24 protein-coding genes are annotated in these 24,957 nt (G+C 61.7%); 8 read left to right on the forward strand and 16 right to left on the reverse strand.

All coding sequences use genetic code 11. The features are described 5' to 3' along the window. Positions 1 to 129: 129 nt before the first annotated feature. Genes ACEN8Q_RS02850 through ACEN8Q_RS02865 form a run of 4 tightly spaced genes read left to right on the forward strand, consistent with a single transcriptional unit; the run spans position 130 to position 4,371 of the window. Complete coding sequence (locus ACEN8Q_RS02850) at positions 130 to 1,182, forward strand: agmatine deiminase family protein (RefSeq protein ID WP_413428278.1); 1,053 nt, start codon at positions 130 to 132, stop codon at positions 1,180 to 1,182. A gap of 4 nt (positions 1,183 to 1,186) precedes the next feature. Beyond that, entirely contained in the window at positions 1,187 to 2,095 is a 909-nt protein-coding gene (gene aguB, locus ACEN8Q_RS02855) for an N-carbamoylputrescine amidase (protein ID WP_413704459.1), read from the forward strand. Position 2,096: 1 nt separating this feature from the next. Further along, complete coding sequence (locus ACEN8Q_RS02860; RefSeq protein WP_413704460.1) at positions 2,097 to 3,197, forward strand: extracellular solute-binding protein; 1,101 nt, start codon at positions 2,097 to 2,099, stop codon at positions 3,195 to 3,197. Positions 3,198 to 3,246: 49 nt separating this feature from the next. Continuing rightward, entirely contained in the window at positions 3,247 to 4,371 is a 1,125-nt protein-coding gene (locus ACEN8Q_RS02865; RefSeq protein ID WP_413428275.1) for an agmatine deiminase family protein, read from the forward strand. Positions 4,372 to 4,517: 146 nt separating this feature from the next. Here ACEN8Q_RS02865 and ACEN8Q_RS02870 read toward each other — a convergent pair whose 3' ends face one another. The 11 genes from ACEN8Q_RS02870 to ACEN8Q_RS02920 all read right to left on the reverse strand — a co-directional run bounded on the left by ACEN8Q_RS02870 (position 4,518) and on the right by ACEN8Q_RS02920 (position 15,276). Further along, positions 4,518 to 4,946 (reverse strand): nuclear transport factor 2 family protein, encoded by a 429-nt coding sequence (locus tag ACEN8Q_RS02870; RefSeq protein ID WP_413428274.1) that lies wholly within the window; start codon positions 4,944 to 4,946, stop codon positions 4,518 to 4,520. Positions 4,947 to 4,948: 2 nt separating this feature from the next. Beyond that, positions 4,949 to 5,683, reverse strand: a complete 735-nt coding sequence (locus ACEN8Q_RS02875; RefSeq protein ID WP_413704461.1) for an SGNH/GDSL hydrolase family protein — start codon at positions 5,681 to 5,683, stop codon at positions 4,949 to 4,951. Positions 5,684 to 5,710: 27 nt separating this feature from the next. Then, the gene (locus tag ACEN8Q_RS02880) at positions 5,711 to 5,911 is read right to left on the reverse strand and encodes a helix-turn-helix transcriptional regulator (protein ID WP_007988375.1); all 201 of its coding nucleotides are present in this window, start codon (positions 5,909 to 5,911) and stop codon (positions 5,711 to 5,713) included. Then, a complete protein-coding gene (locus tag ACEN8Q_RS02885; protein WP_413428272.1) occupies positions 5,908 to 6,282 on the reverse strand; it encodes a hypothetical protein in 375 nt (124 codons plus the stop codon). Before ACEN8Q_RS02885 ends, ACEN8Q_RS02880 begins: the two co-directional genes overlap by 4 nt. 131 nt (positions 6,283 to 6,413) lie before the next feature. Then, positions 6,414 to 6,992 carry a chorismate mutase gene (locus ACEN8Q_RS02890; protein ID WP_413428271.1) on the reverse strand — a complete coding sequence of 193 codons (579 nt, stop codon included), beginning with the start codon at positions 6,990 to 6,992 and terminating at the stop codon, positions 6,414 to 6,416. A gap of 81 nt (positions 6,993 to 7,073) precedes the next feature. After that, a complete protein-coding gene (locus tag ACEN8Q_RS02895) occupies positions 7,074 to 7,364 on the reverse strand; it encodes a hypothetical protein (protein ID WP_413428270.1) in 291 nt (96 codons plus the stop codon). Positions 7,365 to 7,560: 196 nt separating this feature from the next. Next, positions 7,561 to 9,111, reverse strand: a complete 1,551-nt coding sequence (locus tag ACEN8Q_RS02900; protein WP_413428269.1) for an amino acid permease — start codon at positions 9,109 to 9,111, stop codon at positions 7,561 to 7,563. 160 nt (positions 9,112 to 9,271) lie between these two features. After that, positions 9,272 to 10,432, reverse strand: coding sequence for an iron-containing alcohol dehydrogenase (locus ACEN8Q_RS02905; RefSeq protein WP_413428268.1), 1,161 nt, complete (start codon positions 10,430 to 10,432; stop codon positions 9,272 to 9,274). Positions 10,433 to 10,435: 3 nt separating this feature from the next. Continuing rightward, the gene (locus ACEN8Q_RS02910; protein WP_413428267.1) at positions 10,436 to 11,827 is read right to left on the reverse strand and encodes an aldehyde dehydrogenase family protein; all 1,392 of its coding nucleotides are present in this window, start codon (positions 11,825 to 11,827) and stop codon (positions 10,436 to 10,438) included. Positions 11,828 to 11,834: 7 nt separating this feature from the next. Beyond that, positions 11,835 to 13,208 (reverse strand): glutamine synthetase family protein, encoded by a 1,374-nt coding sequence (locus tag ACEN8Q_RS02915; protein ID WP_413428266.1) that lies wholly within the window; start codon positions 13,206 to 13,208, stop codon positions 11,835 to 11,837. Between the two features lie 478 nt (positions 13,209 to 13,686). Then, entirely contained in the window at positions 13,687 to 15,276 is a 1,590-nt protein-coding gene (locus ACEN8Q_RS02920; RefSeq protein WP_413427532.1) for a winged helix-turn-helix domain-containing tetratricopeptide repeat protein, read from the reverse strand. A 262-nt stretch (positions 15,277 to 15,538) separates the two neighbouring features. Between ACEN8Q_RS02920 and ACEN8Q_RS02925 the strand changes: the two genes are divergently transcribed. The 4 genes from ACEN8Q_RS02925 (at position 15,539) to ACEN8Q_RS02940 (ending at position 19,502) form a co-directional block, all read left to right on the forward strand. Continuing rightward, a complete protein-coding gene (locus tag ACEN8Q_RS02925; protein ID WP_413427531.1) occupies positions 15,539 to 16,291 on the forward strand; it encodes an SDR family oxidoreductase in 753 nt (250 codons plus the stop codon). Between the two features lie 43 nt (positions 16,292 to 16,334). Continuing rightward, a complete protein-coding gene (locus ACEN8Q_RS02930; protein ID WP_413704462.1) occupies positions 16,335 to 16,748 on the forward strand; it encodes a cupin domain-containing protein in 414 nt (137 codons plus the stop codon). 97 nt (positions 16,749 to 16,845) lie between these two features. Next, the gene (locus ACEN8Q_RS02935; RefSeq protein WP_413704463.1) at positions 16,846 to 17,937 is read left to right on the forward strand and encodes an HlyD family secretion protein; all 1,092 of its coding nucleotides are present in this window, start codon (positions 16,846 to 16,848) and stop codon (positions 17,935 to 17,937) included. After that, positions 17,934 to 19,502 carry a DHA2 family efflux MFS transporter permease subunit gene (locus ACEN8Q_RS02940; RefSeq protein ID WP_413704464.1) on the forward strand — a complete coding sequence of 523 codons (1,569 nt, stop codon included), beginning with the start codon at positions 17,934 to 17,936 and terminating at the stop codon, positions 19,500 to 19,502. Before ACEN8Q_RS02935 ends, ACEN8Q_RS02940 begins: the two co-directional genes overlap by 4 nt. A gap of 69 nt (positions 19,503 to 19,571) precedes the next feature. Here the strand turns inward: ACEN8Q_RS02940 and ACEN8Q_RS02945 are convergent, their stop codons facing one another. The 5 genes from ACEN8Q_RS02945 to ACEN8Q_RS02965 form a co-directional block, all read right to left on the reverse strand. After that, positions 19,572 to 20,051, reverse strand: coding sequence for a phage infection protein (locus ACEN8Q_RS02945; protein WP_413704465.1), 480 nt, complete (start codon positions 20,049 to 20,051; stop codon positions 19,572 to 19,574). 251 nt (positions 20,052 to 20,302) lie between these two features. Further along, entirely contained in the window at positions 20,303 to 20,995 is a 693-nt protein-coding gene (locus ACEN8Q_RS02950; protein ID WP_413427527.1) for an RES family NAD+ phosphorylase, read from the reverse strand. Next, positions 20,989 to 21,393, reverse strand: a complete 405-nt coding sequence (locus tag ACEN8Q_RS02955; RefSeq protein WP_057399936.1) for an antitoxin Xre-like helix-turn-helix domain-containing protein — start codon at positions 21,391 to 21,393, stop codon at positions 20,989 to 20,991. Before ACEN8Q_RS02955 ends, ACEN8Q_RS02950 begins: the two co-directional genes overlap by 7 nt. Before the next feature lie 147 nt (positions 21,394 to 21,540). Next, complete coding sequence (locus ACEN8Q_RS02960) at positions 21,541 to 23,130, reverse strand: ArnT family glycosyltransferase (protein WP_413704466.1); 1,590 nt, start codon at positions 23,128 to 23,130, stop codon at positions 21,541 to 21,543. Between the two features lie 195 nt (positions 23,131 to 23,325). Next, positions 23,326 to 24,822, reverse strand: a complete 1,497-nt coding sequence (locus ACEN8Q_RS02965) for a methyl-accepting chemotaxis protein (RefSeq protein WP_413704467.1) — start codon at positions 24,820 to 24,822, stop codon at positions 23,326 to 23,328. Positions 24,823 to 24,957 lie beyond the last annotated feature (135 nt).

The following is a 24,957-nucleotide window of genomic DNA, read 5'->3' on the forward strand; positions in this document are numbered from 1 at the left end:
TAAGTTCCTCTAATCAGTTGCCTGCAAAATCCATCGTTTGTTTGCCCGTTTTTCCAGCCGTAGCATGCATGCAAAGACCGCCAAGGCCGTTTTCATTGAACACAATGACTTAACTTAGAGGTACTTGTCATGCAGCAGAACGCAATTCAAAACAGCGGTTGGATGATGCCAGCCGAGTGGGTCACCCACGCCGCCACCTGGATGGTCTGGCCGCACAACAAGACCCTTTGGGAGTCAGGCTGGCGGGTGACACTGCCACAGGTCCAGGAGGACTTCGCCCGCGTGGCCAACGCCATCGCCCGTTTTGAGCCGGTGAAACTGGTGGTCGACCCGTCAGCGGTCGCCAGTGCCAAAGCCTTGTGCGGACCGAACATCGAGTTGATCGAACTGGCGGTCAACGACAGCTGGTGCCGTGACTCCGGCCCGAGCTTCGTCTGCCACCCGCAGCAAGGCCTGGCCGGTGTGAGCTGGCGCTTCAATGCCTGGGGCGGCAAGTCGGCCCACGATCTGGACGAAAGCCTGGCCCGTCGCGCGCTCAACCAGTTGGGGCTGGAGTGTTTCGGTACGGCGCTGAGCAACGAGGGCGGTGCGATTCATGTGGACGGCGAGGGCACGCTGATCACCACCGAGTCGGTGTTGCTCAACCCTAATCGCAATCCGGGCGTGACCAAGGCCGAGATCGAAGAGATCTTCACCCGTCTGCTGGGCGTGAAGAAAACCATCTGGCTGCCGGGCGATCCGGATTACGTGACCGGCGACATGACCGACGGCCACGTCGATGGCGTGTGCGCGTTTGCCCGTCCCGGCGTGTTGCTGGTGGACGCCACCCACGACAAGCAATCGGTGTACGCCGAAGTGGCCCGTGAGAACCGCCGCGCCCTGGAGTTGGCCACCGACGCCCAGGGGCGCAAGTTCGAGCTGATCGAACTCCATGAAGCCACCGATGCGGTGGACACCGAGGCCGAAGTGTTCTGCGCTTCCTACACCAATTTCTACATCGCCAACGGTGCGATCATCATGCCGGCCTATGGCATCGATGCCGACAAGGTTGCTGCCGAAGTGCTGGCGCAGGCGTTCCCCGGTCGTGAAGTGGTGCCGGTGCGGATCAACCATCTGGCCCATGGCGGCGGCGGTGTGCATTGCATCACCCAGCAACAGCCGGCCTGGCCGGTGCGGGGTTGATGCCATGACACTGCTGACTATCGCCACTACCCAGATGCCCTGCACCTGGGACCTCAGACACAACCTCGACCAGGCCGAGCAACTGGTCCGCGAGGCCGCGGCCAAGGGCGCGCAGGTCATCCTGCTGCAGGAGCTGTTCGCCACGCCGTATTTCTGCATCGAGCAACACCACAAACACCTGGCGCTGGCCGAGGAGTACCGCGACAGCCACGTGCTCAAGCGCTTCGCCGCGCTGGCCCGGGAATTGGGTGTGGTGCTGCCGCTGAGCTGGTACGAGAAGGCCGGCAATGCGTACTTCAATTCATTGAGCGTGGCCGACGCCGACGGGCGCCTGTTGGGTGTGTACCGCAAGACCCATATCCCCAACGCCATCGGCTATCAGGAGAAGGAATACTTCAGCCCCGGCGACAGCGGTTTCCGGGTCTGGGACACCGCGTTCGGGCGCATCGGCCTGGGCATCTGCTGGGATCAGTGGTTTCCCGAAACCGCCCGCTGCCTGGCCCTGATGGGCGCCGAAGTGCTGCTGTTCCCCACGGCCATCGGCTCCGAGCCTGGCTGCGCCACCCTGGATTCGCGCGATCACTGGCAGATGACCATGCGCGGCCACGCCGCCGCCAACCTGCTGCCGGTGGTGGCCGCCAACCGTGTCGGCCGGGAAGCGGCGACCACCGACCCGACCCTGCAAATGAGCTTCTATGGCTCGTCGTTCATCTGCAACCACAAGGGCAAGTTGCTCGCCGAAGCCGACCGCGACAGCACCGGCGTGCTGGTCCACAGCCTGGACCTGGCGGCCATGCGCGAAGACCGCCTGACCTGGGGCATCTACCGCGATCGCCGTCCGGAAATGTACGGCGCCTTGTTGACCCAGGACGGTCGTCAGATCCATTCACGCTGGGCAACCCAAGGGGTGTGACATGAACACGATCAACAAGCTGTGCCTGGCCATGGGGCTGGCGCTGACCTGTGCGGTGCCTGCGCTGCACGCCGAGGAGAAAACCCTGCGGCTGTACAACTGGGCCGATTATTTTGCCGAGGACACCCTCAGCAGGTTCACCGCCGAAACCGGGATCAAGGTGATCTACGATGTCATGGATGGCAGTGAAACCCTGGAAGCGAAAATGCTCGCTGGCGGCAGTGGCTACGACCTGATCTTCCCCGGTGACACCGTGGCTGAACGCCTGATGCGCGCCGGCAGTCTGCAGCCGCTGGATCAGTCCAGAATCACCGCCCTGAACGACGTCGAGCCTGGTTTGCAAAAGCTGCGCTCGCACTATGAGCATTCGAGCAAGGCCACGGTCCCGTATACCTGGGGCACCATCGGCCTGACCTACAACGCCGAACAGATTGCCAAGCGTGCGCCAGACGCGCCGGTAGACAGCCTGGACATGCTGTTCAAACCGGAACTGGCGGCGAAGTTCGCCGACTGCGGCATCTCGATGATCGACTCGCCGGACGAAGTGCTGGCGGTGGTGCTCAACTACCTCGGTCGCGATCCACGCAGCGCCAAACCGGCTGACCTGGCAGCGGCGAGCGAGCTGCTGATGAAACTGCGGCCGTACATTCGCAAGTTCCAGTCGCAACCGGTGACCGACCTGGTCAACGGCAACCTGTGTGTGTCCCTCGGCTACAGCGGCGACATGACCCAGGCGCAGCGCACGTCTGACGGCGCCGGCAAGAAAACCACCTTCCACTACCGCATTCCCCGCGAAGGCACCACGGTGTGGATGGACACCATGGCCATTCCCGTCGACGCGCAGCATCCGGAGTACGCCTACGCGTTCATCAACTTTGTGATGCGCCCGCAGAACATGGCAGCCATCAGCAACTTCACCGGCTATCCGACCTCCAACGCCAAGGCGCGGCCGGACGTCGATGCCGTGATGCGCAACAACCCGGACATCTACCTTGATGAAGCCACTTACGCGCGGCTGATTCCCGGCAAGGACATCCCCCAGTCCGACATGCGGGCACGCATGCGCACCTGGACCAAGTTCAAAACCGCTACCGTTAAATGATCACTGGCCGGCCCGAGGGCCGGCCACACCCGAGATTTCAGGAAAATACATGCCGACACGTCGAACATTCATCAAGCAGGTATCGGTCGCCGCCGGACTGGGCGCACTGGCGTCCATGGGATTGGGCTTTACCTCCCTGCCGGTGCGAGCGGCCGGTAACGGCAAGTGGTACATGCCCGATGAAGGGGACAAACATCAGCGGGCCTTCATCGCCTTCGGGGCACAGGCCGCGATCTGGGAGGATTTCACGCCCCACGTGCAAGACGCCCTTGGCCGGATTGCCCGCGCGATCGCGGAATACGAGCCGGTCACCGTGTTCTGTCGCCAGAGCGAACGGCGCCTGGCCGAAGCCAAATGCGGCAGCCACAACACGACCTTCGTGATCGCCGATCTGGATGACATCTGGATGCGCGACATCGGCGCCAATTTTGTCATCGATGACAACGGAAAGCTCGGCGCCGTGGACTTCAACTTCAACGGCTGGGGCAACAAACAACAGCATGAGGACGATGCGCAACTGGCCGCCCTGGTCGCCGGAGACGCCAAGGCGGATTACCTGCGCAGCGAACTGGTGGGTGAGGGCGGTGGCATCGAAGTGGATGGCCACGGCACCGGGATCATGACCGAAAGCAGCTGGATCAACCGCAATCGCAATCCGGACTGGAGCAAGGCCGAGGTCGAGGCGGAACTGAAGGAGCGGCTGGGTCTGCGCAAAATCATCTGGCTGCCGGGCATCAAGGGCAAGGACATCACCGACGCCCATGTCGACTTCTATGCGCGCTTCGTCAAGCCCGGCGTGGTGATCGCCAACCTCGACAACGACCCCGAGTCCTACGACTACAAGGTCACTCGCGCCCATCTGGAAATCCTGGAAAGTGCCACGGATGCCGATGGCCGCAAGTTGCAGGTGCATACCGTGTCGCCGCCGCTCAACCCGCGCAACAGCAAGTTCAGCAAGGACAACCCGGATTTCGCTGCCGGCTACATCAACTACTTCGTGATCAATGGCGCGATCATCGCACCGCAATTCGGCGACAAGGAAGCGGACGCCAAAGCCTTCGACCTCTTGTCCGAACTCTACCCGGACCGCGAGGTGGTGCAGATCGACATTGACGCGATCTCTGCGGGTGGAGGCGGCATTCACTGCGTAACCAGCCACCAGCCGATGGTGTGATGGCTTCCGGTTTTACACAAAACCTGTACCTGTAGGAGCGAGCTTGCTCGCGATGGTCGTTAACGAAAACGCGTGCTTGCTGGCTAAACGCGGCGCTCTTGAGTTCATCGCGAGCAGGCTCGCTCCTACAGGTGGGGATCAGGACGTCAGGCCTTGCTGGCCTTCAGATAAGCCCCCAACCGCCGTCCCATTTCCTCACCCAACGCCTGCAAGCCACTCAGCGGCCGCACCATCACTTCAAACTCGACGATCTTGCCTTGTTCGTTGAAGCGGATCATGTCGATGCCCTTGAGCTCTTTCTCGCCGACTTTGGCGCTGAATTCGAGAATCACGTTCAAGCCATCCGGCGTGGCCAACTCACGGTGATAGGCAAAATCCTCGAACACGTTCACGACCGTGTTGAGGATCATCGAAACCACCGGCGCCCCCGGATACGGCGTGTGTGCCATCGGCGAACGGAACACCGCCTGCGGGTCGAGCATTTCGGGCAAGGCGCTCAAGTCGCGCTTGCCGATCATCGCGTGCCACTGCTTCAGGGACGCTGCGACGTTGGGGTTCAGGTTCAGCTCAGACATCTTCAACTCCTGTTTTTTATTGTTGTGGTGCGAAAACGTTGGTCGATCACCCTGGCGGCATCGTCGGCCCATTGACGGTAGAGCATCGGCCCCGGATGAAAACCATCGCTGGCCATCAAGCCCGGTTCGGGTGCCAGCGGGGTGCTCAGCATCGTACATTGATCCACGCGTGCGGCCAGGTCCGCAAGATGTGCATTGAAACGACGCGCCCTGAACCCCAGGAACCAGCGCAGCGGCTGCGGCAGGGCGGGGAACAGGTGCATGGGCGGAAGCGGCGACAGCACAATCTGCCTCACCGCGAATCTGTCGCATAACAGCGCGATCAATCGCTGTTGCCGAGCGAGCCACTGATCCAGGGTGAGTGAGCTGGTGACGTCGTTGACACCAATCGACAACAGCGCCACATCGAACGGCTCCGGGGCGTGCTGTTCCAACAGCTCCAGCAACCCTTGCGAATCCAGGCCGGAGCGCGCCCAGAGTTTCCATGACACCTGATAATCATCGGCCAGGCGCTCGACCAGCCGACCGCTGAGGGCTTCACCTTGAGTCGCCGCACCCACGCCGGCAGCAGCGCTGTCGCCCACAATCAACAGGCGCAGAACGTCGCCACTGCCAGCCTCGCCCAGGCGTTCACCTTCGGCCTCCGGCAACCGGGGCGTCACCCGCCGTGTGTACAGGCCCTGCACCAGCAACAACGGGCCGAGCAGGATTTTGGCGAGGGTTTCGGTGCGGCTCATGGACAGGCGCCTGATTGAAGAGGGAGATTACCCAGCGAACTCATCGTCGAAAATGCTCTCGATTGGCAGCGCAAATGCCCGGGCAATCTGAAACGCCAAGGGCAGGCTGGGATCATAGCGGCCATTTTCGATGGCATTGATGGTCTGCCGCGAAACATTCAACAACGCCGCCAGATCGACCTGAGACCACTTGCGTTCGGCGCGCAGTTCCTTGAGCCGGTTTTTCATTGATACCGCCGCTTGGCAAGTCTGAGCCCGATCATCCACATCAGGCCCATCACTGGCCACACACAGACCCAGGACACGTGCGGAAAGCCGACATTCTCCAGAAAACCATAGGTGAAGGTCAGCAATGCCGAAGCGGCAAAGGCAAAACCGAGCGCTTCGTACTGAATACGCAGGTGCATTTCGTCCAGCGTGCGCATATTGCGCACCACTGCCCAACACATCAGCCCCGCAGGAATTACAGGCAACAGTGTGACGATGACCTTCAGCGCCATGGCCATTTCTTGCTGGTCTTTAAGCAAAATCACCGACACCAGCAACAACAGGGTGTACAGCGTAATCGCGACGCCCATTTCGATGTAGAAGCGTTTCATTGCATCCTCCTGATGTAAAAGTCCCTTTACATATTCGCCGGAGAATTCACGGATGTAAAGGGTGTTTTACATCGTCGGCCGGAGCATGAAAAAGCCCGGCTGATCAGGCCGGGCTCTTCGTCTCGATCACATCACTGCCATCGACCCACAACACACAACTCCCCGGTTGCCCGAATCAACGCCTGATCATGCAGGTCATCCTTGATCAGCGCGGAGCGTTCCGAGGCCAGCCATTGCGGGCAGTTCGGGTCTTTGCGGTAGGGCAGGAAATCGGCGTACTGCTTGAGCAGCAGGTTTTGCAGTTTGTCGAGCTTCGGCCGGATTTCGTTGTTGAGGTCCGGCCGTGGTGTGTCCGGTGCCTTGTGCGCGGCTTGCCATTGCGCGAGCCGGCCGTATTGCACCAGTTTGCTGGCCTCGATCTGGGCGGCGATCAGGTCGGCGACGTCGTCGGGGTCGAGCTTGCGCTCGGCCGCCTGCTTCCTGGCGTTGGCGATGACCTGCGCTTCCCGGGCGTTGTCCTGGACCGGTTTGCCGCTGTCCCACTTGGTCAGCGCCACCAGTTCACTGATGTTCAACCGCTCATTCATCGTTGCCAGCAAGGGTTGCAAGGCATCGGGCGCCGGGGGCGTCGTGCTGGCCTGGACACCGCCAGCGGACAAAGCGAGCAGGGCGCAGGCCAGCCAGTGCGGCAGGCGTGGGGAACGGGGCATGGGCAGAACCTCCTTGGACGCAAAAATCACTGCGGCTTGTGTACCACAAGTGCGGCCAGGGAACGACAGGTTGCGCAGGATTCAGGCCAGCAGCCGTTCGATCTGCGCCAGTTCCCAGGTGCTGAGCAAACTCACCGGATCGGTGCCGAAGCGCTGCCCGCTGTCGAACGCATACTTGCGGCCATCGGGGCTCTGGCCGTGCAGGCAGTGGCGCAGGTGGCCGGCGTCGACGTCGAGCGTCAGGCGCCAGCCGTCGATGTCGACCTGTAAAGGATTCGACGCACAGTGTTCATCGAGGCGCTTGAACGTGCGAATGCCCTGGGCGGCGTCGCGCAACTGTTGGTAAACCTCGCGGGCGGTGAGGGCGGGCACGGGTGTCTCCGGGGCGGAATCGGGGAGGCACAGGATAAATCATCGGTCTGCAAAAAAGCCCGGTTGATGACGCCCGAACCCTGTAGGAGCGAGCTTGCTCGCGATGGACTCAAGAGCACCACGTTTAGCCAGTAAACACGCGGTATCGTTAACGACCATCGCGAGCAAGCTCGCTCCTACAGTGATTCCCTTTAGATTATTTGTTCAACGCCGCTTCCGCCGCGGCAATTTCAGCCTGGCGCTTGACGATCATGTCGCCCACCGGCGGCCCCTGGAACCGTCGTGCTTCAAAACCGAACCAGACGATGGCGGTCAGGATCAGGAAGCCGATGGTGATGTACAGCGCCCAATCGTTGGGTGGCTGGATGCCGATGACGAAGATGATGATCATCGACAGGACCGAGAGGATGGCGAACACCGAGTACCAGAAACGCCCCATGTTCCACGGCCCCATGGTCGGCCATTTCGAAGTCCCGAAGGTAAACAGGCCGAGCACGATGGGGATGGCGAAGGAGAAGAACAGGAAGATCACCGTACAGGAGACGACGATCGTATAGACCGGCGTTGCCCCGACCGAGATCACCGACGAGCCCCAGTCGAACAGCACGGCGAGGGTGGCACCGGTCCAGATCGCCGCCACCGGGCTGCGAAAGGTTGGCGACACCGAGGCCAGCGCTTTCGAGCAAGGCAGGCCGCCATCCCGGGAGAACGCGAAGATCATGCGTGAAACCGAGGTCACGGTGGCCAGTCCGCAGAGCACCTGCGAGATGAAAATCGCCACATACAGCACATCCCGAAGCAACGGATTCACTTGCGTATTCATGGCCCAGAAAAACACGTTCCAGCCTTGTTTGGCCGCGTCGTCCATGCTCGGCAGCATCAGCACGAACGCGCTGAGCATCAGCCAGCCGAACAGCAACGACCAGACCACCGACATGACCATGCCACGGGGCACCGACATGGCCGCATTGCGGGTTTCCTCGGAGGTATGCGCAGAGGCGTCATAGCCGGTGATGGTGTAGATCGGCAACAGCAGGCCGAGCATGAATATCCAGCCGTTCGAGACCTGCGGCCAGACACTGCCGCCCAACTCGCCGGAATAGTTGTTGAAGGTCCACAACCGGGCGAACTCGTAGCTGGGCGCCGAGATCAGGCAGACGATGGTCAACGCCAGCGCCGTGGCGAAGATCAGGTAGCCGGAGAAGTCGGTGAGCTTGGCGGTGAGCCCGATGCCCAAGTGGTTGCACAAGGCCTGCAGGCCGGTGAGGATCGCCAGGAAAATCACCCTGACCGTGGTCGTGTCCTCCATGCCCAGTGCCGGTCCGAAGGCCCCGAAAAAGAAGTAATAGGTGCCGACGTTGATCGCCCCGAGTACCGTGACCAGCCCCAGCAGGTTGAACCACGCGGTCAGCCAGCCGGTGAAGCGGTTACCCAGGATCGAGCCCCAGTGGTACAGGCCGCCAGCGGTGGGGTAGGCCGAGGAAATCTGCGCCATGGCCATGGCGAACACCCCGGAGATCAGGCAGCCGATCGGCCAGCCGATCCCGATGGATATACCCCCCGCGCCCGAGGTGCCCTGGGCCAGGGAGTTGATGCCACCCGAGAGGATGCAGATGATCGAAAAGGAAATGGCAAAGTTTGAGAAAACGCCCATTCGTCGTGAGAGTTGCTGGGCATAGCCCATGCTGTGCAGCACCTTGACGTCATCGTCGTGCGCGTCGGTGCCGGGCTGGCTTGCTGGGTTCATGATGTGTGCCCCTTCAGGTTTTGGACAGGCCGAACTGAGCCGCCGTAGGCTCGACCTTGGTTTTCTGTAGGAGCGAGCTTGCTCGCGATGAGCGTCAACGATGACGCGGGGAGCCTGACACCCCGCGTCATCCTCAAGTCCATCGCGAGCCGGCTCGCTCCTACAGACGGCCGTGAAACGCCGCGTCGAAAATCCTTGCCACGCCGTCCCGGGTCAATGGCAACGGGTTACCACCGGCGGAGGGGTCGACAATCGCCATGTCCGCGATCAGGTCGGCCTGCCGGTCATCCACGCCCAGTTCAACCAGGGTATGGGGCACGCCGATGTCCTTGCGCAGCTTGAGGACGAAGGCCTGGAAACTGTCGAACCCCGGGGAGGGCAGGCGCAGGTACGCCGCCAGGCGGGTGATGCGCTCCTCGATGGCCGTGCGATTGAACTGCAGGACGTAAGGCATGAAGGTGGCATTGGTCATGCCGTGATGGGTGTCGTACAGCGCGCCCACCGGATGCGACAGCGCATGCATCCCGCCCAGGCCTTTCTGGAATGCCGTGGCGCCCATCGCCGCCGCTGCGAGCATTTGCGCGCGTGCCTCAAGGTCCGACGGCGTGTGTACCGCCTTCACCAGTGAATTGGCCACCAGGCGCATGCCTTCCACGGCAATGCCATCGGCCAGGGGGTGAAAGCCGGGGGCGCAGTACGCTTCCAGGCAGTGGGAGAATGCATCCATGCCGGTGCCAGCGGTGATTTTGGCCGGCATGCCGACGGTGAGGGCCGGGTCGCTGATCACCACGCGCGGCATCATCTTCGGGTGGAAGATGATGCGTTTGGTGTGGGTGCGTTCGTCGATAATCACCGCCGCGCGACCCACTTCGGAACCGGTTCCCGCCGTGGTCGGTACCGCAATGACCGGGGCGATGCGGCTGTCGTCGGCGCGGGTCCAGTAGTCGCCGATGTCTTCGAAGTCCCAGACCGGGCGGGTCTGGCCGCTCATGAACGCAATCAGCTTGCCCATGTCCAGGCCACTGCCGCCGCCGAAAGCGATCACGCCGTCGTGCCCGCCGGCACGCCAGGCGTCGAGCCCGCCGGCCAGGTTGGCTTCCACCGGGTTGGGCTTGAGGTCACAGAACAGCGCGACACCAAGACCGGCGGCACGCAACGCGTCCAGCGCCGCCGTGGTGATCGGCGCGCGCGCCAGGCCGCTGTCGGTCACCAGCAACGGCCGCTGGATACCCTGGCTGCGACAGACGTCGGCCAGTTCGGCGATGCGCCCGACACCGAAACGAACGCTGGTGGGGTAGTTCCAGTTTCCTGTCAGGTTCATGGTCTACACCTCGTGACGCAGATGAAAGGATTTGGCGCGGGTCAGGTGCTCGTAGCCCAATGGCGACAGAGTGACGCCGCGCCCGCTGTGCTTCACGCCGGTCCAGGCCAGTGCCGGGTCGAGGTAATCGCAGCGGTTCATGAATACGGTGCCGGTGGCGATCTCGTTGCCCAGTCGTTCGGCCGCTACGAGATCCCGGGTCCAGATAGAAGCGCTGAGCCCGAATTCACTGTCGTTCATCAAGGCAATGGCCTCGTCATCACTGGCCACCGGCATGATGCCGACCACCGGGCCAAAGCTTTCATCGCGCATGACCGACATTTGATGGGTGACATCGACCAGGACCTGCGGCGCGAGGTAGGCACTGCCCGGTACGTCGGCGGTAAATGCCTGCGGATCGATCAGCGCCGTTGCGCCCTGGGCCAGCGCTTCGGCGATCTGGCCACGAACGAAGAATGCGGCGCCCGGTGTCACCAGCGGACCGAGGGTGGTGGCTTCGTCCAGCGGGTTGCCCAGCACGTACTGGCGGGTCAATTCGGCGAAGCGCTCGACAAACACCGGGAAGATTTTCTGGTCGACGTAGATACGTTCCACGGCGCAGCAACTCTGCCCGGAATTGAAGAAACTGCCGTCCACCAGATTTTCCACCGCATGTTCAAGGTTGGCGTCTGCGCGGACATAGGCCGGGTCTTTTCCGCCGAGCTCCAGGCCCATGCCGAGAAATTGTCCGCTGGCGGCGCTTTCCATGACTTTGCCCGCCTCCACGGAACCGGTGAAGTTCACTTGCTGCACGCGCCCGCAAGCGATGATCGCCCCGGTCGACACATGGTCGAGCAGCAGATTCTGGAACAGCCCCTCGGGCAGTTTTGCGCGACGCATGGCCTCGGCGAAACGCTCGCCCACCAGCAGCGTCTGGGACGCATGTTTGAGGATCACACTGTTGCCGGCCATCAGCGCCGGGATAATCGTGTTCACCGCCGTCAGATAGGGGTAATTCCACGGGGCGACGACCAGCACAGTGCCCAGCGGCTCGCGCTTGATATAGCGTCGAAATCCCGCAACAGGCTCGGGTTCTACCCGGCCAAGGGCCTGCGGTGCGATAGCGATCATGTGCCGGGCGCGTTCGGCGAATCCGCGCAGTTCGCCGGCGCCATAACGCACCGGGCGACCCATCTGCCAGGCCAGCTCCGGCACGATGTCCGCCTGCATCGACAGCATCGCGTCCACTGCGGCAGTGCAAAACGCTGCGCGTTCGCTCAGTGAGCGGCGTTGCCATGACACCTGTGCGCTGGCAGCGGCCGTCAGCGCCTGCTCGACCTGCGCCGCATCGGCCACCTCGCGTTCGACGTACACCCGGCCATCGACCGGGGAGATCAGTTGAACCTTCGCAGTCATGATGTTCTCAATAGCGCTCGAAGCCGCGCTGCAATTCCCAGTCGGTGATTCGCCGGTCGTACTCTTTCTGCTCCCACTCGGCGGTGTGCACGTAGTGATCGACCACCTCATCGCCGAACGCCTTGCGCAACATGCTGGAGGCCTTGAGTGCGGCGCTCGCCTCGCGCAGGGTCTTGGACACTTCCGGCAAATGCTCATCCAGGTAGGCGTCACCTTCGAACGGCGGCGCGAGGTCGAGCTTCTCGTCGATACCGGCCAGGCCCGCCGCGATCAACGCGGCGAAGGCCAGATAGGGGTTGAGGTCGGCGCCACCGATGCGGCATTCGATGCGGATCGCCTTGCTGCCTTCGGCACACAAGCGAAAGCCGGCGGTGCGATTGTCGCGGCTCCACACCGCCCGGGTCGGCGCAAAAGTGCCAGCCTGAAAGCGCTTGTAGGAGTTGATGTAGGGCGCGAGAAAGCAGGTGATGTCGTTGGCGTACTTGAGCTGCCCGGCGACCCAGGCACGCATCAGTTTCGACATGCCGAATTCGGCTTTGACGTCGAAGAACAGCGGCTTTTTGGCGTTCTTGTCCCACAGCGAATTATGGATATGACTGCTGGAGCCGGCGGCGTCGTAGCGCCACTTGGCCATGAAGGTGATCGCCTTGCCCTGCAACTGCGCGATCTCTTTGCAGGCGTGCTTGATGATGACGTGGTGGTCGGCCATGGTCATGGCATCAGCGTAGCGGATGTTGATCTCTTCCTGGCCCGGGCCCCATTCCCCCTTGGAGTTTTCCACGGGAATTCCCGATGCCTGCAAATGCTTGCGAATCGCCCGCAGCACTGGCTCTTCGCGAGTGGTCTGCAGGATGTTGTAGTCCTCGATGTAATGGCCGGCGGTTTTCGGTTTGTGATAGTTGCGCTCGTGGATCGCCTCGTAGCTCTCATCGAACAGATAGAACTCGAGTTCCGAGGCAAACATGCCGGTATAGCCGCGCGCGTGCAGGCGCTCGACCTGTTTTTTCAGAATCGCCCGAGGGCTGTGGGGCAGGTCCTGGCGATGGTGATGATCGAGCACGTCGCACAGCACCAGCGCCGTGCATTCAAGCCAGGGAACGCGCCGCAGGGTGGACATGTCCGGCTTGAGTACGAAATCGCCATAGCCCTTGCTCCAACTGGCTGCGGCGTAACCCGGCACCGGCTCCATGTCAATGTCATCGGCCAGCAGGTAGTTGCAGCAGTGGGTTTCTTCGTGGCCGCTGTCGATGAAAAACTCGACCTGGAATCGTTTGCCGACCAGGCGTCCCTGCATGTCGATCATGCAGACCAGCACGGTATCGATTTCGCCGGCAGCCGCGGCGCGCTTGAGTTCATCAAAACTGAGGAGGGGCTCGGTCATCACGTCAATCCTGCGTGAAAGGTTTGGGCCAGTCTGAGATCGCTGTTGCAGACGCTCTCCAGAAACACCCAAAACCTGCAGAACCGAGCATCATGAGCAACGAGTTGATCAAAGCTTAGCCTACCGTTGCAAACTGTGAGTTTTGCCAGGTGAAAGCCAACGCACGACCGAAACGGCGTATGAACTTTGATGCCGGACCCTGAACCCTGAACCCTGAACCCTGAACCCTGAACCCTGAACCCTGAACCCTGAACCCTGAACCCTGAACCCTGTAGGAGCGAGCTTGCTCGCGAAGGTCGTCAACGATTACGAGGGGCTACTGGCTAATCGTGGTGCTCTTGAGTTCTTCGCGAGCAAGCTCGCTCCTACAGGTAAAGGTAAAGGTACAGGTACAGGTACAGGTACAGGTACAGGTACAGGTACAGGTACAGGTACAGGTACAGGTACAGGTAAAGGTACAGGTACAGGTCAGGGGCCTTCACTCCGGTAGGCCGGCCAGCCGCAGTCCATCGGCGAAACGGGCGAAGTCTTCAGGCCGTTGAATGGGCAGCCAGTCCTTGAGGGTGCACAGGCGCAAAGAGGGATCCAGCGCTTGCAGGCGTTGCATCGCCCACTTCGCTTTGTCCATTCGTCCGCCGAGTGCATGACTGGCCGCTACCAGCGTCGCCGCGGGCAGCAGGCTGGGCAGGTTGCCCAGTGCCTTTTCCGCCCAGTCTGCAGCGACATCGAAGTGCCCGGCGAAGAAATGCGCAAGCGCCATCCCGACCTGCATCCTGAACATCTCCGGATCCAGCGGGCTCAAGCGCACGGCATGGTTCAAATGCTCGATGGCGGCGTCTGTTTCACCGTGCAGCGCTCGCAGGATACCGCCCAGAAACCAGGCGGGGGCGAGGTTGGGATTGAGCAGGCGCGCCCTGTCGAGCAGGGCAATGCCGCTGTCGATTTCACCGGCGAGATGGCTCAGGGCATGTCCGCCGCGCGTCAGTGCAACCGCATCATCCCGGCCGAGGGCCACCGCCAGACGCGCCAGCCGTATGCCCTCGGCGATTTCTGCAGGCCGGTCGATCATCCAGCCATTGATCTTGCGCCAGAAGTGGCACCAGGCGGCCATGCCATAGGCCGAGGCAAATTCCGCATCGAGTTCTATAGCCTTGTAGAACATCGGCAGCGCCTGCTCGATGGCTTCCCGACCGCCGCTGTGCAGTTTTGCCGTGCCGCGCAGGTAATAGTCGTAGGCGTCCAGGCTTTCCGTCGGCTTGCGCTTGGCGCGTTCGATTTCCGCCCGTTCCAGTTGTGGCGCGATAGCGCCGACGACGCTTTCGGTGATCTGGTCCTGCAGCTCGAAGATATCGTCGAGCGTGCCTTCGAAGCGCTCCGCCCAGATGTGCGTCCCGCTGGTCGCGTCGATCAGTTGCCCGGTCATGCGCACCTTGTTCCCGCACTTGCGCACGCTGCCTTCGAGCACGTAGCGAACGCCCAGCTCCTGGCCGACACCCTGGGCGTCCACCGACCGGCCCTTGTAGGTGAAGCTCGAATTGCGCGCGATGACGAACAGCCAGCGAATACGCGACAGGGCAGCGATGATGTCCTCCACGACGCCATCGGCGAAATATTCCTGCTCCGGATCGCCGCTCAGGTTCTGGAAGGGCAGGACAGTGATCGAGGGTTTTTCCGGCAGGACGAGCGTAGGGGAGGGGATTTGTTCCGGGGCGGCGGTCGAGCGCTCATCGATATCAGGCTGTTTCGCTTCCCCGGTCATGTCGACCTGGACCCGGCCAACGAAGCGGTAGCCCTTGCGGGCGACGGTGCGCAGCAGGCGCTGCTCCTCACCGGTATCGCCAATGGCCTTGCGCACCGCATTGATGTGGCTGGTGATCGTTGACTCCGAAACGATCCGGCCGCCCCACACCGCCTTGAGCAATTCGTCCTTGCCAAGGACGCAATCGGGATTGTTGACGAACAGCAGCAACAGGTCGAAGACCTGCGGTCCGACGGCCACGACCTGCCCGCGCAAGGTCAGCTCCCGGCGTTTTTGATCGAGTACGTAGTCTTCAAAAGCGAATTGCAAATCGAGCATCCCCTGGCGAAGCGCCCTCAACGCCGTGTCCCGGGCGGCTGGCGGCTGTTAACTGTGACGGATGATACGGCAGCTCGACACCCGCTGCACCGTCCGCGCCAGAGGGGTGGGACGAACAGCCTCTGCCTTGGACGTATTTCAAGGCTTTCTCCAAGGCAAATCCAAGCCCGGCACAAGGACTTCCCTCCTGCACGCAGGCACTCTCCTACACACCAACGCAATGGTTGCGTTCGACAAGTGGAGAGAGAAAACCATGAAGATCGTCGTCATCGGAGGCTCCGGCCTCATCGGATCGAAACTTGTGAACACCCTGCGCGAGCGCGGCCATGACGCACTCGCCGCCAGCCCCAGCACGGGCGTGAACAGCATCACCCGCGAAGGCCTGGCCGAAGCGATGGATGGCGCTGATGTGGTGGTCGACGTGGCGAACGCGCCGTCGTGGGAGGACCAGGCCGTTCTCGATTTCTTTGAAACGTCGAGCCGTAACCTGCTGGCCGCCGAAGCCGCTGCCGGGGTTCGTCATCATGTTGCCCTGTCGATTGTCGGCAGCGAACGGCTTCCCGATACCGGCTATTTCCGGGCCAAGGTCGCGCAGGAAGCCCTTATCAAGGCGTCCGGCATGCCTTACACCATTCTGCGTGCCACGCAGTTCTCCGAGTTTGCCGGCGGCATTGTCCAGTCGTTCGCCGTTGGCGAGGAAATTCATGCTTCGCCGGCGCTGATCCAGCCGATCGCCTCCGACGACGTGGTAGCGGCGCTGGCCGATGTCGTGCTGGCAGCAGCGGTCAATGGCACGGTTGAAGTCGGCGGCCCGGAAACCATGCCGATCGACGAACTGGCCAGGCGTTATCTGAAAGCGACCCAGGATAGCCGCAAGGTCGTGCCGGACGTGCATGCGCGCTACTTCGGGGCCGTACTCAATGACCAATCGCTGGTCACCGGCAAGAACGCACGTCTGGGGGCGATTCGCTTCGACGACTGGCTGGCCCGGTCGACAGCGCAGTAACGGATCGCACTCTTACATTTCCCACGAATCCAGGAGAAATCCCATGGTTACCCGATTGCTGATGGCCGCCGTCTTCGCAGTGCTCTCGATCAGCGCCGCCTCGGCCGCCGAGCCGCCCCCCGGCAAGGTGACGGTGGTGTTCGACCGTCCCATTCCCAACATCCCCGGCAAGAGCATGAGGGGCGTGGTCGTCGAGTATGGGCCGGGTGCCGCGTCGCCGGCCCACACCCATCCGAAAACGGCCTTCATCTATGCAACGGTGCTGGAGGGTTCGTTTCGCATCCAGGTCAAAGGCCAGCCGGAAAAGATCTACAAGACCGGCGAAAACTTCGTAGAGGAACCGGGCTCCGTGCACCTGGTCAGCGCCAACGCCAGCGACACTCAACCTGCACGCCTGTTGGCGGTGTTCGTCCTCGACACCGACGAAAAGGTACTCGTGACACCGATCAAACAGTGAGCCGATCAACGCGCTCATGAGGGCTCGACAGCCGGGCGGCAGACCACTGCCGCCCTGTGGCTGCTGGAGTTCCAGGTACTGCACAGGAAATGAAAAAATGAACGCGCTCCAGGACAACGCGGCCATTGCCGCCAGCACCAGCACCCCGGGCGGCGTGGTACCACGTAGCCGGCGCAAGACCATCGGCGTGTTGCTGTGCGTCAGTGCCCTGGTGGTCGTGGCGGCCTGGGGGGCGCTGGCGTTTTCAAGTGGCGTGACCTCGACCGACAACGCCTATGTCCGCGGGGACGTCACCTCGCTGGCCGCCAAGGTCGCCGGCTATGTCACGGCGCTGGAGGTCGAGGACAACCAGACCGTGCACGCCGGTGATGTGCTGTTTCGGATCGATGACCGCGACTATCGCGCCAGACTCGCGCAAGCCGAGGCCAATGTCAGCGCCGCCCAGGCGCGCCTGACCCATGTCGATGCGCAAATCCAGCTTCAGCATGCGCTGATCCGGCAGGCCGAAGCGCAAAGACGCTCGGCCACCGCCGACATGAACCTGGCGACCAAGACCCACGACCGCAGCCGCAAACTGATCGTCAGCAACGCGGTCAGCCAGGCCCTGGTCGATGAAACCGGCACGGCGCAATCCAGAGCCGCCGCCTCGGTATCGGCCGCTTCGGCAACGGTCGAGGCGCAACAGCAAAACATCGCGGTGTTGGTGGCCGAGAGAGGGGCGGCCGTAGCGGCTGTAAGCCAGGCAGAGGCCGCGCGCGATCTCGCCCGGATCGATCTCGAGCACACCGTGGTGCATGCGCCGGTGGACGGCGTGGTCGGCAACCGTCAGGTCCGCCTCGGCCGCTTCGTCACGCCGGGCGTATCCCTGCTCGATATCGTGCCGGTCAAGGATGTGTGGGTCGTGGCGAACTTCAAGGAAACCCAGCTCGAACAGATTCGCCCCGGCCAGCACGTGCGCGTCACGGTCGATGGCTACCCCAATGCGGCACTCAATGGCGTGGTCGACAGCTTTGCACCGGGCAGTGGCTCGGCGTTCAGTCTGCTGCCACCCGACAACGCCACCGGGAACTTTGTGCGAGTCGTGCAGCGCGTTCCGGTGAAGATCCGCCTGGCTGACAACCCGCTGCCGGGGCGCATCGTGCCGGGCCTGTCCGCACGGGTGGAGGTATCACAAGGGGCCGGGTCATGAGCCGCGCCAGGCCGTCGACCGGCATCCTGCTCATCGCGGGCATCGTCCTGGCGGCATTGACGGAAGCGATCGCCAGCACCGTGCTGGCCCTCGGCCGCAGCGACATCATCGGCGACACCCATGCCACGCCCGACGAGTTCGCCTGGCTGGATGTCGGCTACATCGCACTCAAGCTGATCGGGTTCATGATCGCTCCTTGGCTGATGCAGCGATTTTCTGCGCGCAATGTGATCATCGGCGCCACCCTGGCCATGGGCCTGACGTGCGGTGTGGCTGCCATCACCGCTCGGCTGGAGTTGCTGATCACACTGCGCATCCTGCAAGGCTTCGCTGGCGGTGCGCTGCTGGTGGCGGGCCAGGCGATCATCTTTCGTGGCTATCCACGCGCGCTTCAGCCAATCCTGCAAGCCCTGTTCGCCATGGCGGCGGTGGTCGCGTCGGCGACCCTCGCGCCAGCCCTGCAAGGGTGGTTGATCGATAGCCAGTCCTGGACCTGGATCTTCTTCAGCGTGGTGCCGCTGGCCCTGGCGGCGACCGGCCTCTTGCTAATCGCTGACCACCCTGTGCCTGCCCGGGGCCGGCAACGTTCGTTCGACTGGCTCGGGTTCTCGCTGCTCTCTGTAGCCCTGTTCTGTTTCACCTACGTGCTCAGCCAGGGCAGTCGCTGGGACTGGTTCGAGGAGCCGCGCATCCTGATGCTGACGGTGATCGGTAGCGCCGCGCTGCTGGTCTTTCTCGGCCAACAGGTGTTGGCCAACGGCCAGGGGCTGCTCGACTTCAGCCTGTTCAGATCAAGCGATTTTACCTTTGCTTTTTGCGTCAGTTTCGTTGCCGGTGCCGCGCTGTTCGGCAGCGCCTACCTGATCCCGGCGTTCGCCCTGTCGGTACTCGCCTTCACACCGACCGATGCCGGCTTGCTGCTGTTGCCCAGTGGCGGTTTTTTTGTCGGTTCGCTGCTCATCGCCGCCTATCTGTTCAAGGTACGCCGCGTGCCGCCGGTGGCGACCGTGCCCTTGGGCATCCTGCTGATCATGGCAGCGATGTGGATGCTGTCCGGCTCCACCAGCGAAAGCGGCAGCGACGACATGATGGCGGCCATCCTGTTGCGCGGCCTGGGGCTTGGCTTCCTGTTTCTGTCGATCACGCTGATTGCCTTCAGTCACCTCAACAGCCGCAACCTGGCCAGCGGCATCGGCCTGTTCAATACAGGGCGTCAGTTGGGGGGCCTGATGGGGGTCGCCGGGCTACAGACCTTGATCGACCATCAGGTGGTCAGCAATGGCGTGGTCCTGGGCGCCAACGTCACCCCGGGAGGGCACGCGCTCATCGAACGGCTGATGACCACAACCACGATGCTGGCAGGGAAGGGCATGGATCAGGTGGCCGCTGGCCGGGCAGCCACGAGCCTGCTGGGCAAAGCGGTGTCAGGTCAGGCCACGGTGATTGCCTTCGATACGGCATTCTTCGCCGTGGCCCTGCTGTTCGTCTTTGCCGCGCCCATCCTGGTCGGCATCAAAATTGGCCTCTCGCGATACGCGAAAGTGCATGAGCAAGCGGCGAATTGATGACCCGCACGAAAAAGCCCGGCTGTTGAGGCCGGGCTTTTCGTTGAGTCCTGCGGTAAAGCACTGCATTCAGACAGCGCGGCTTTCGATCAGGCGATCCGAACCGCCTTCGGCAACGCGGTTTTGCAGCAGTTTGTCAGAGCCGCCTTCAGCGACGCGGTTCTGCAGCAGTTTGTCGGAGCCGCCTTCGGCGACACGGTTTTGCAGCAGTTTGTCGGAACCACCTTCGGCGACGCGGTTTTGCAGGAGCTTGTCGGAGCCGCCTTCAGCGACGCGGTTCTGCAGCAGTTTGTCGGAGCCACCTTCGGCTACGCGGTTTTGCAGCAGTTTGTCGGAACCGCCTTCGGCCACACGTTTTTCCAACAGGCGATCCGAACCACCTTCAGCCACACGATTCTCGATCAAACGATCGGAACCACCCTCGGCGACAAGGCTTTCAATCAGACGATCCGAGCCGCCTTCAGCGACCACAGGTTGAGCAGAGGTAGCGGCGAAAGCGTTAACTGCGAAAACCGAGAAAGCGATGCTGAGGAGGGTTTGGCGTTTCATGATGGTGTGCTCCGGGGTGCTTATGGGTTGGTATGGAGCAGATGTTACGCCGGAGATTTTTTAAGAGAACTTCATTGAATCAATGGTGACTATCGACGCAGTCAATGGATCGCAGATCCCTGTGGGAGCGGGCTTGCTCGCGAAGAGGCCGGCACATTCAGTATCGTTAGCGACTGACACGCCGCCTTCGCGAGCAAGTCGGATCGCCGCACCGCCGCTCCCACAGGTTTTCATGTGTCTGACAACGGGGCTCAAGCCTCACTAATCTGGCTCACACTGGTGATCTGCCCATTCCAGACCATCTCGTAATGCGCCGTCTGCACAATCGACGAAACCGGTCGCGGTGTCATCAGCGCCCAGCAATGACTGCCCGGCATCCGCACCGAGTGATATCGCAGACCGGGACAACCGGCGTCCCGCACCGACCGCCCCAGGACTCGGGAATGGCTGTAGTCGTCCGGCGCATACACCGGATCGCTTATCGGCAGGGCCGCAGCGTCCTTCATCCCGCCATCGCCAAACGCACACGCCAACCCGCGAAACACAAAGCGCTCATAGTTCAGGCTCGGCACCTTCGACCAATACAGGGCCTGGTGATGCCGTACTTCGGCCAATGCCGCTTCCATCGAATCCGCCAGGTACAACACACCAAAACTGCCGTCACTGAAACGCGAGCCCGCCGGATTCACATGGGTAAACGGCGCGATGGCGTAAGAGCAACCCGCAATCCCGAACGGAATCTCGCTGCGCGCAATCAACTCAAGCTGACCTACTTCATTCTTCAACCGCGGATTGGTCAGCGCCTGAATCTCGAACAACACTTCAAATTCATCCGCGTCCGCCACGTCATCAAACAACGCAATGGGCGGAAACTTCGAATTGACCAGGCGATAAGCCTGCAACGACTGGCCGGCAAACACCGTCAGCTCACTCGCCATCACCATTGCGCCCCCCGCAACATGTCGATGCGGCGGAAGGTTTCATACAGCGAAATCATGTCGCCCTGGGCCATGATCTCCAGCGGCGAACGCCCGTTGAAAAACTCGTTGTCGTTGGCCATCGAGGCAAAGCCATACACGTTGTCCGGGTTGTCGAACACCAGCCGCAACGTCGCATGAATGTTCAGCACAAAGCTGATGCGCTGCATCTGGTCCGCATCCAGCGCCACCGCCCAATCCGGGTCACGCTGACGGGCGCGGGTGTAAGTGCTGCGGGAAATGCGCAGGATGCGACAGGCCTGATCGCCGGTGGCCTTCCACTTTTCCAGAATGCTCACCGCGGCACGCAGGCCGGTGACGCATTGGTTTTTTGTGAAGGATTGGGCTTGGATGGGGACGGCCATGTTTGTGTGCTCTATCTGAATCTGTAGATTCAAATGTAGTTTTATTGAATCTGTAGAGCAATATTGCCGCGACCAGTGGACTTTCGCACCTAAACAAACGGACGCCCCCTTAAGCGCCCGTTTTTGTTGATAGCTCACCTCAATACATCATTGATCCAATGCCTGCGTTACCGCTTGCCCGGTCACCGCCGTTTTCCCATGGGGAATGAAGGCGGCACTGCCATTTTCTGTTGAATGGAACAACCGGGCGCCGTTGTTGGGCTTGGTGGTGATCAACTGATGGTCGGCCGTCAGATAATCCAGCGGCAATTGATGGATATCCTTGTATTGCTCCACGATGATCGTGCGGTCCGGATTCCAGGTCTCGCCACTTTTCTTTTCCAGCCACGCCATCAGCGCAGCACTGTCACCGGTTTGTGGAATGTCCGAATCCGGGAGCACGTAGTAGAACGGCGAGCCGTGATTTTGCAGGTACATGGGCAGCTTGTTGTCGACATCCACCAGCACCATGCGCCATTCGTTCCATGGCGCCGTCTTGATCGCTTCGGCGCGCACATCCTGGGTGAACTGAATGACTCCGCCGCCACCGCCATTGGTCCAGGGGTAGACAACGCCAAGGATCAACAACAAGAACCCGGCTGCCCCGGCAATGCCTTTCGTCCAGCCGGGGCCGCCGGCTTTACCGGCCGCCTGACGTGCGGCCATGCGCCGAGTGACCCACCAGGCCGCCAGCAATTGCGCAAACGGCACCAGCGGCAACACGTAATAGCTGCGCCGGCTGCCGCTGGCGGTGAAGAACAGGAACAGCAGGCCGAGGCCCAGGATCAGCCAGCGAACGTTGGCTTCGGTGTGCTTCCAGCCTCGCACTGCCAGCCACAGGCCGAGCATCCAGCAGGGCGCCCAGGGCAGGGTATAGACCGGCAGATACAGCAGATAGGTATAGATCGGCCCAATGTTGTCGAATGGCTTGAAGAATCGAACCACGTTCTCCTGAAACACCAGGCCCAGCCCACTTGGCCCAAAAGTCGGCGTGCCGTAACGTTGCGACAATATGAACGGCAGCATGTAGACCACGCCACCCACCAGCATCGCCAGGAACAGACGTGGATTGAGATGGTTTTTCCAGCGTCCCTCGCCAAGCAGATGCGGCAACAGCATCAGCCCCGGCAGGATGAACCCGATCAAGCCCTTGAACAGCGAGGTCAGTGCCAGCATCAGGAAAAACACGCAGTAGCGACTCAGGCGCGTGTCATCCGGGCCGCGCCAATACCACCACACTGCCGCCAGCACACCGCAAACCGTCAGCACGTCTGCCGTGGCGACCCGCGCCCAGAACACGAAAAAGAAGGTCGTCGCCAGAAACCAGCCGGCAATCAAACCGGTGCCTTTGCCATAGAGCCGTTCACCGATCAGGTAGACCAGCCAGACACTCAACCACGCCGACAGAACTGAAGGCAGGCGTAGCGACCAGTGCCCGAGGCCACCCATCAGATGGGCAGTGGCGGTAATCAACCAATAGGACGGCAGCGGCTTGTCGTAATAGGGCATGCCCTTGAGGTAAGGGTCGAAATAATCGCCGGTCTGCAACATCTGCAACGCGATATTCGCCCAGCGCGTTTCCGCCCCCCAAAGCTCCCTTGCGCCCAATCCGAAAAGCAATAGAAGCGCAGATACGCCAAGCAAGAGGATCAGCGCACCCTGGTCACTTTTCACAAACCGGACTAACGAATTTTTCATCACTGTTTCGCACGTTGCGCTCACCGTGGCGACGGAGAAGCGGCTGGAGCAACAAGGCTATCGGGCGAAATGTGATGGGATTGTCAGCAGATTGCGAATAAACCATTAGCTCTGGTCTGGAGCTGGCCGCTACATCAATAGGCGCAAGGCCGTGATCTGCACGATGAACAATTATTCATGCAAACCACGGCTCCATCATTGATGAAAAGTACGCCCCAACGCATCCAGGCGCGTGGCAATGGGTGGCAAGCGCCGACTGCTCGACGCCAGCGTCTGCACATCATCGGCCGTGTTCTGCGCAATGCTCTGCACCGACTGCAAGCGCCCGACAATCTCGAAGCTCGCCGTGGATTGTTCGCGGGTGGTAGTGACAATTCGCCCATTGAGCTCATCGATCTGCGAGATGTCGCTGCCTACCGCCCGCAACATCGCCGCCGCCAACTGACTGTCCTCGACACAACGCTCCACACCTTCGCGACTGTCCTGCATGGCCTCCACGGCTTTGCGGCTGCCTTGCTGCAAGGCCTCGATGATAGTGCGGATTTCCTTGGTGGAAACCGCCGTGCGCTGCGCCAGGCTGCGCACTTCATCGGCCACCACCGCAAAGCCCCGGCCTTGCTCGCCGGCGCGCGCGGCTTCGATGGCCGCGTTGAGCGCCAGCAAGTTGGTCTGCTCGGCAATGCTGCTGATCACCTCCAGCACCGTGCCGATCTGCAGTGCCTGCCCGGCCAGCACCTGCACGGTTTCATTGGTGCCTTTCAGGCGCGACGCCAACTGAGTGATTTCCTGCTGCGCACGGTTCACGCTTTCCTGCCCGCGGGTGATCTGCACAGTGGCCTGGCCCGCGTGCTCAACGGCATGCTCGACATGCACCGCAATGTGCTCCATCGCATCGCCCATGCGCTGCATCGACCCGGTCATCTGGGCGATTTCCGTCAACTGATGCTTCGCGCCTTTCTCCAGCGTGTTACTGGCCTTGGCCAACTCCTGGCCCAACTCACCCAAACCCTGAGAGTCACGCACCACGCCGTCCACCAACGCAGTGATCTGCATCAGGAACTGATCGAAGCGCTGGGCCAGCGACACATGCACCCGCGCCTTGTCACCCTGGCCGGCACCGCCGGTGAACTGAGACGTGGTGGCGAGCATCTTGTCCAGCATGTCCTGGCTCTCCACCGCATCGGCCTGGCTGTGCACCGCAAGATAGAGCAGCGCGACCGTCTCCATCAGCACATAAAAAGCGTGAACGAACACCATCGTCCAGCCCCCGTGATGCGCCATCACATACACCGGAAAACCCTGATGCTGCAGCACATGAAACGCCACGTGATGCAGCGCAATCGTCACCGCAGCCACCAGGATCGGCAGCCAGTCCCGATAAAACGTCAACACCGCCAACAACGCAAAAATCCCGAAGTGCGACTCAATGACCCCCTCGGCCTGATTGATATGCAGCGCGGCCATCACCATCAGGCCAACGCCCAGCAAACAGCGCATCCACCGCGACCCGCCGATGGCGCGATACAACAGCGTCAACAGCACACTGGTACCACCGCCCACCAGCAATGCCTGCATGAAGGTGTCGTGCCAGAACGCCAGGCCCACCGCGAAGACGAACATCAGCCAGATCAGGCCCAGCATGATGCGGTCGGCTTTGCGGTAGTGGTCTAGGAAACGAGGGGGGAAGGGCATGTACGCTTACTCCATGTAAATGAGCCAGAAAAAGCAGGGTTTATGGCAACACGGGACATCGCGAAGGCTTGGGTACGTTAAGGGGGCAGACATTTTCAGAGTCAGGGGTGCGAATCTGTTGGCGGCATGGCCTAG

Origin of the sequence: Pseudomonas sp. Pseusp16 (genome assembly GCF_047324915.1) — a bacterium.
In the GTDB taxonomy this organism is placed as follows: Bacteria; Pseudomonadota; Gammaproteobacteria; order Pseudomonadales; family Pseudomonadaceae; genus Aquipseudomonas; species Aquipseudomonas fluorescens_CD.

Excerpts from the sequence above, each read along its gene's own strand:
- ACEN8Q_RS02850 (WP_413428278.1), top strand. The coding sequence starts at position 130 with ATGCAGCAGAACGCAATTCAAAACAGCGGTTGGATGATGCCAGCCGAG.
- aguB (WP_413704459.1), top strand. The coding sequence starts at position 1,187 with ATGACACTGCTGACTATCGCCACTACCCAGATGCCCTGCACCTGGGAC.
- ACEN8Q_RS02860 (WP_413704460.1), top strand. The coding sequence starts at position 2,097 with ATGAACACGATCAACAAGCTGTGCCTGGCCATGGGGCTGGCGCTGACC.
- ACEN8Q_RS02865 (WP_413428275.1), top strand. The coding sequence starts at position 3,247 with ATGCCGACACGTCGAACATTCATCAAGCAGGTATCGGTCGCCGCCGGA.
- ACEN8Q_RS02870 (WP_413428274.1), bottom strand. The coding sequence starts at position 4,946 with ATGTCTGAGCTGAACCTGAACCCCAACGTCGCAGCGTCCCTGAAGCAG.
- ACEN8Q_RS02875 (WP_413704461.1), bottom strand. The coding sequence starts at position 5,683 with ATGAGCCGCACCGAAACCCTCGCCAAAATCCTGCTCGGCCCGTTGTTG.
- ACEN8Q_RS02880 (WP_007988375.1), bottom strand. The coding sequence starts at position 5,911 with ATGAAAAACCGGCTCAAGGAACTGCGCGCCGAACGCAAGTGGTCTCAG.
- ACEN8Q_RS02885 (WP_413428272.1), bottom strand. The coding sequence starts at position 6,282 with ATGAAACGCTTCTACATCGAAATGGGCGTCGCGATTACGCTGTACACC.
- ACEN8Q_RS02890 (WP_413428271.1), bottom strand. The coding sequence starts at position 6,992 with ATGCCCCGTTCCCCACGCCTGCCGCACTGGCTGGCCTGCGCCCTGCTC.
- ACEN8Q_RS02900 (WP_413428269.1), bottom strand. The coding sequence starts at position 9,111 with ATGAACCCAGCAAGCCAGCCCGGCACCGACGCGCACGACGATGACGTC.
- ACEN8Q_RS02905 (WP_413428268.1), bottom strand. The coding sequence starts at position 10,432 with ATGAACCTGACAGGAAACTGGAACTACCCCACCAGCGTTCGTTTCGGT.
- ACEN8Q_RS02910 (WP_413428267.1), bottom strand. The coding sequence starts at position 11,827 with ATGACTGCGAAGGTTCAACTGATCTCCCCGGTCGATGGCCGGGTGTAC.
- ACEN8Q_RS02915 (WP_413428266.1), bottom strand. The coding sequence starts at position 13,208 with ATGACCGAGCCCCTCCTCAGTTTTGATGAACTCAAGCGCGCCGCGGCT.
- ACEN8Q_RS02925 (WP_413427531.1), top strand. The coding sequence starts at position 15,539 with ATGAAGATCGTCGTCATCGGAGGCTCCGGCCTCATCGGATCGAAACTT.
- ACEN8Q_RS02930 (WP_413704462.1), top strand. The coding sequence starts at position 16,335 with ATGGTTACCCGATTGCTGATGGCCGCCGTCTTCGCAGTGCTCTCGATC.
- ACEN8Q_RS02935 (WP_413704463.1), top strand. The coding sequence starts at position 16,846 with ATGAACGCGCTCCAGGACAACGCGGCCATTGCCGCCAGCACCAGCACC.
- ACEN8Q_RS02940 (WP_413704464.1), top strand. The coding sequence starts at position 17,934 with ATGAGCCGCGCCAGGCCGTCGACCGGCATCCTGCTCATCGCGGGCATC.
- ACEN8Q_RS02945 (WP_413704465.1), bottom strand. The coding sequence starts at position 20,051 with ATGAAACGCCAAACCCTCCTCAGCATCGCTTTCTCGGTTTTCGCAGTT.
- ACEN8Q_RS02950 (WP_413427527.1), bottom strand. The coding sequence starts at position 20,995 with ATGGTGATGGCGAGTGAGCTGACGGTGTTTGCCGGCCAGTCGTTGCAG.
- ACEN8Q_RS02955 (WP_057399936.1), bottom strand. The coding sequence starts at position 21,393 with ATGGCCGTCCCCATCCAAGCCCAATCCTTCACAAAAAACCAATGCGTC.
- ACEN8Q_RS02960 (WP_413704466.1), bottom strand. The coding sequence starts at position 23,130 with ATGAAAAATTCGTTAGTCCGGTTTGTGAAAAGTGACCAGGGTGCGCTG.
- ACEN8Q_RS02965 (WP_413704467.1), bottom strand. The coding sequence starts at position 24,822 with ATGCCCTTCCCCCCTCGTTTCCTAGACCACTACCGCAAAGCCGACCGC.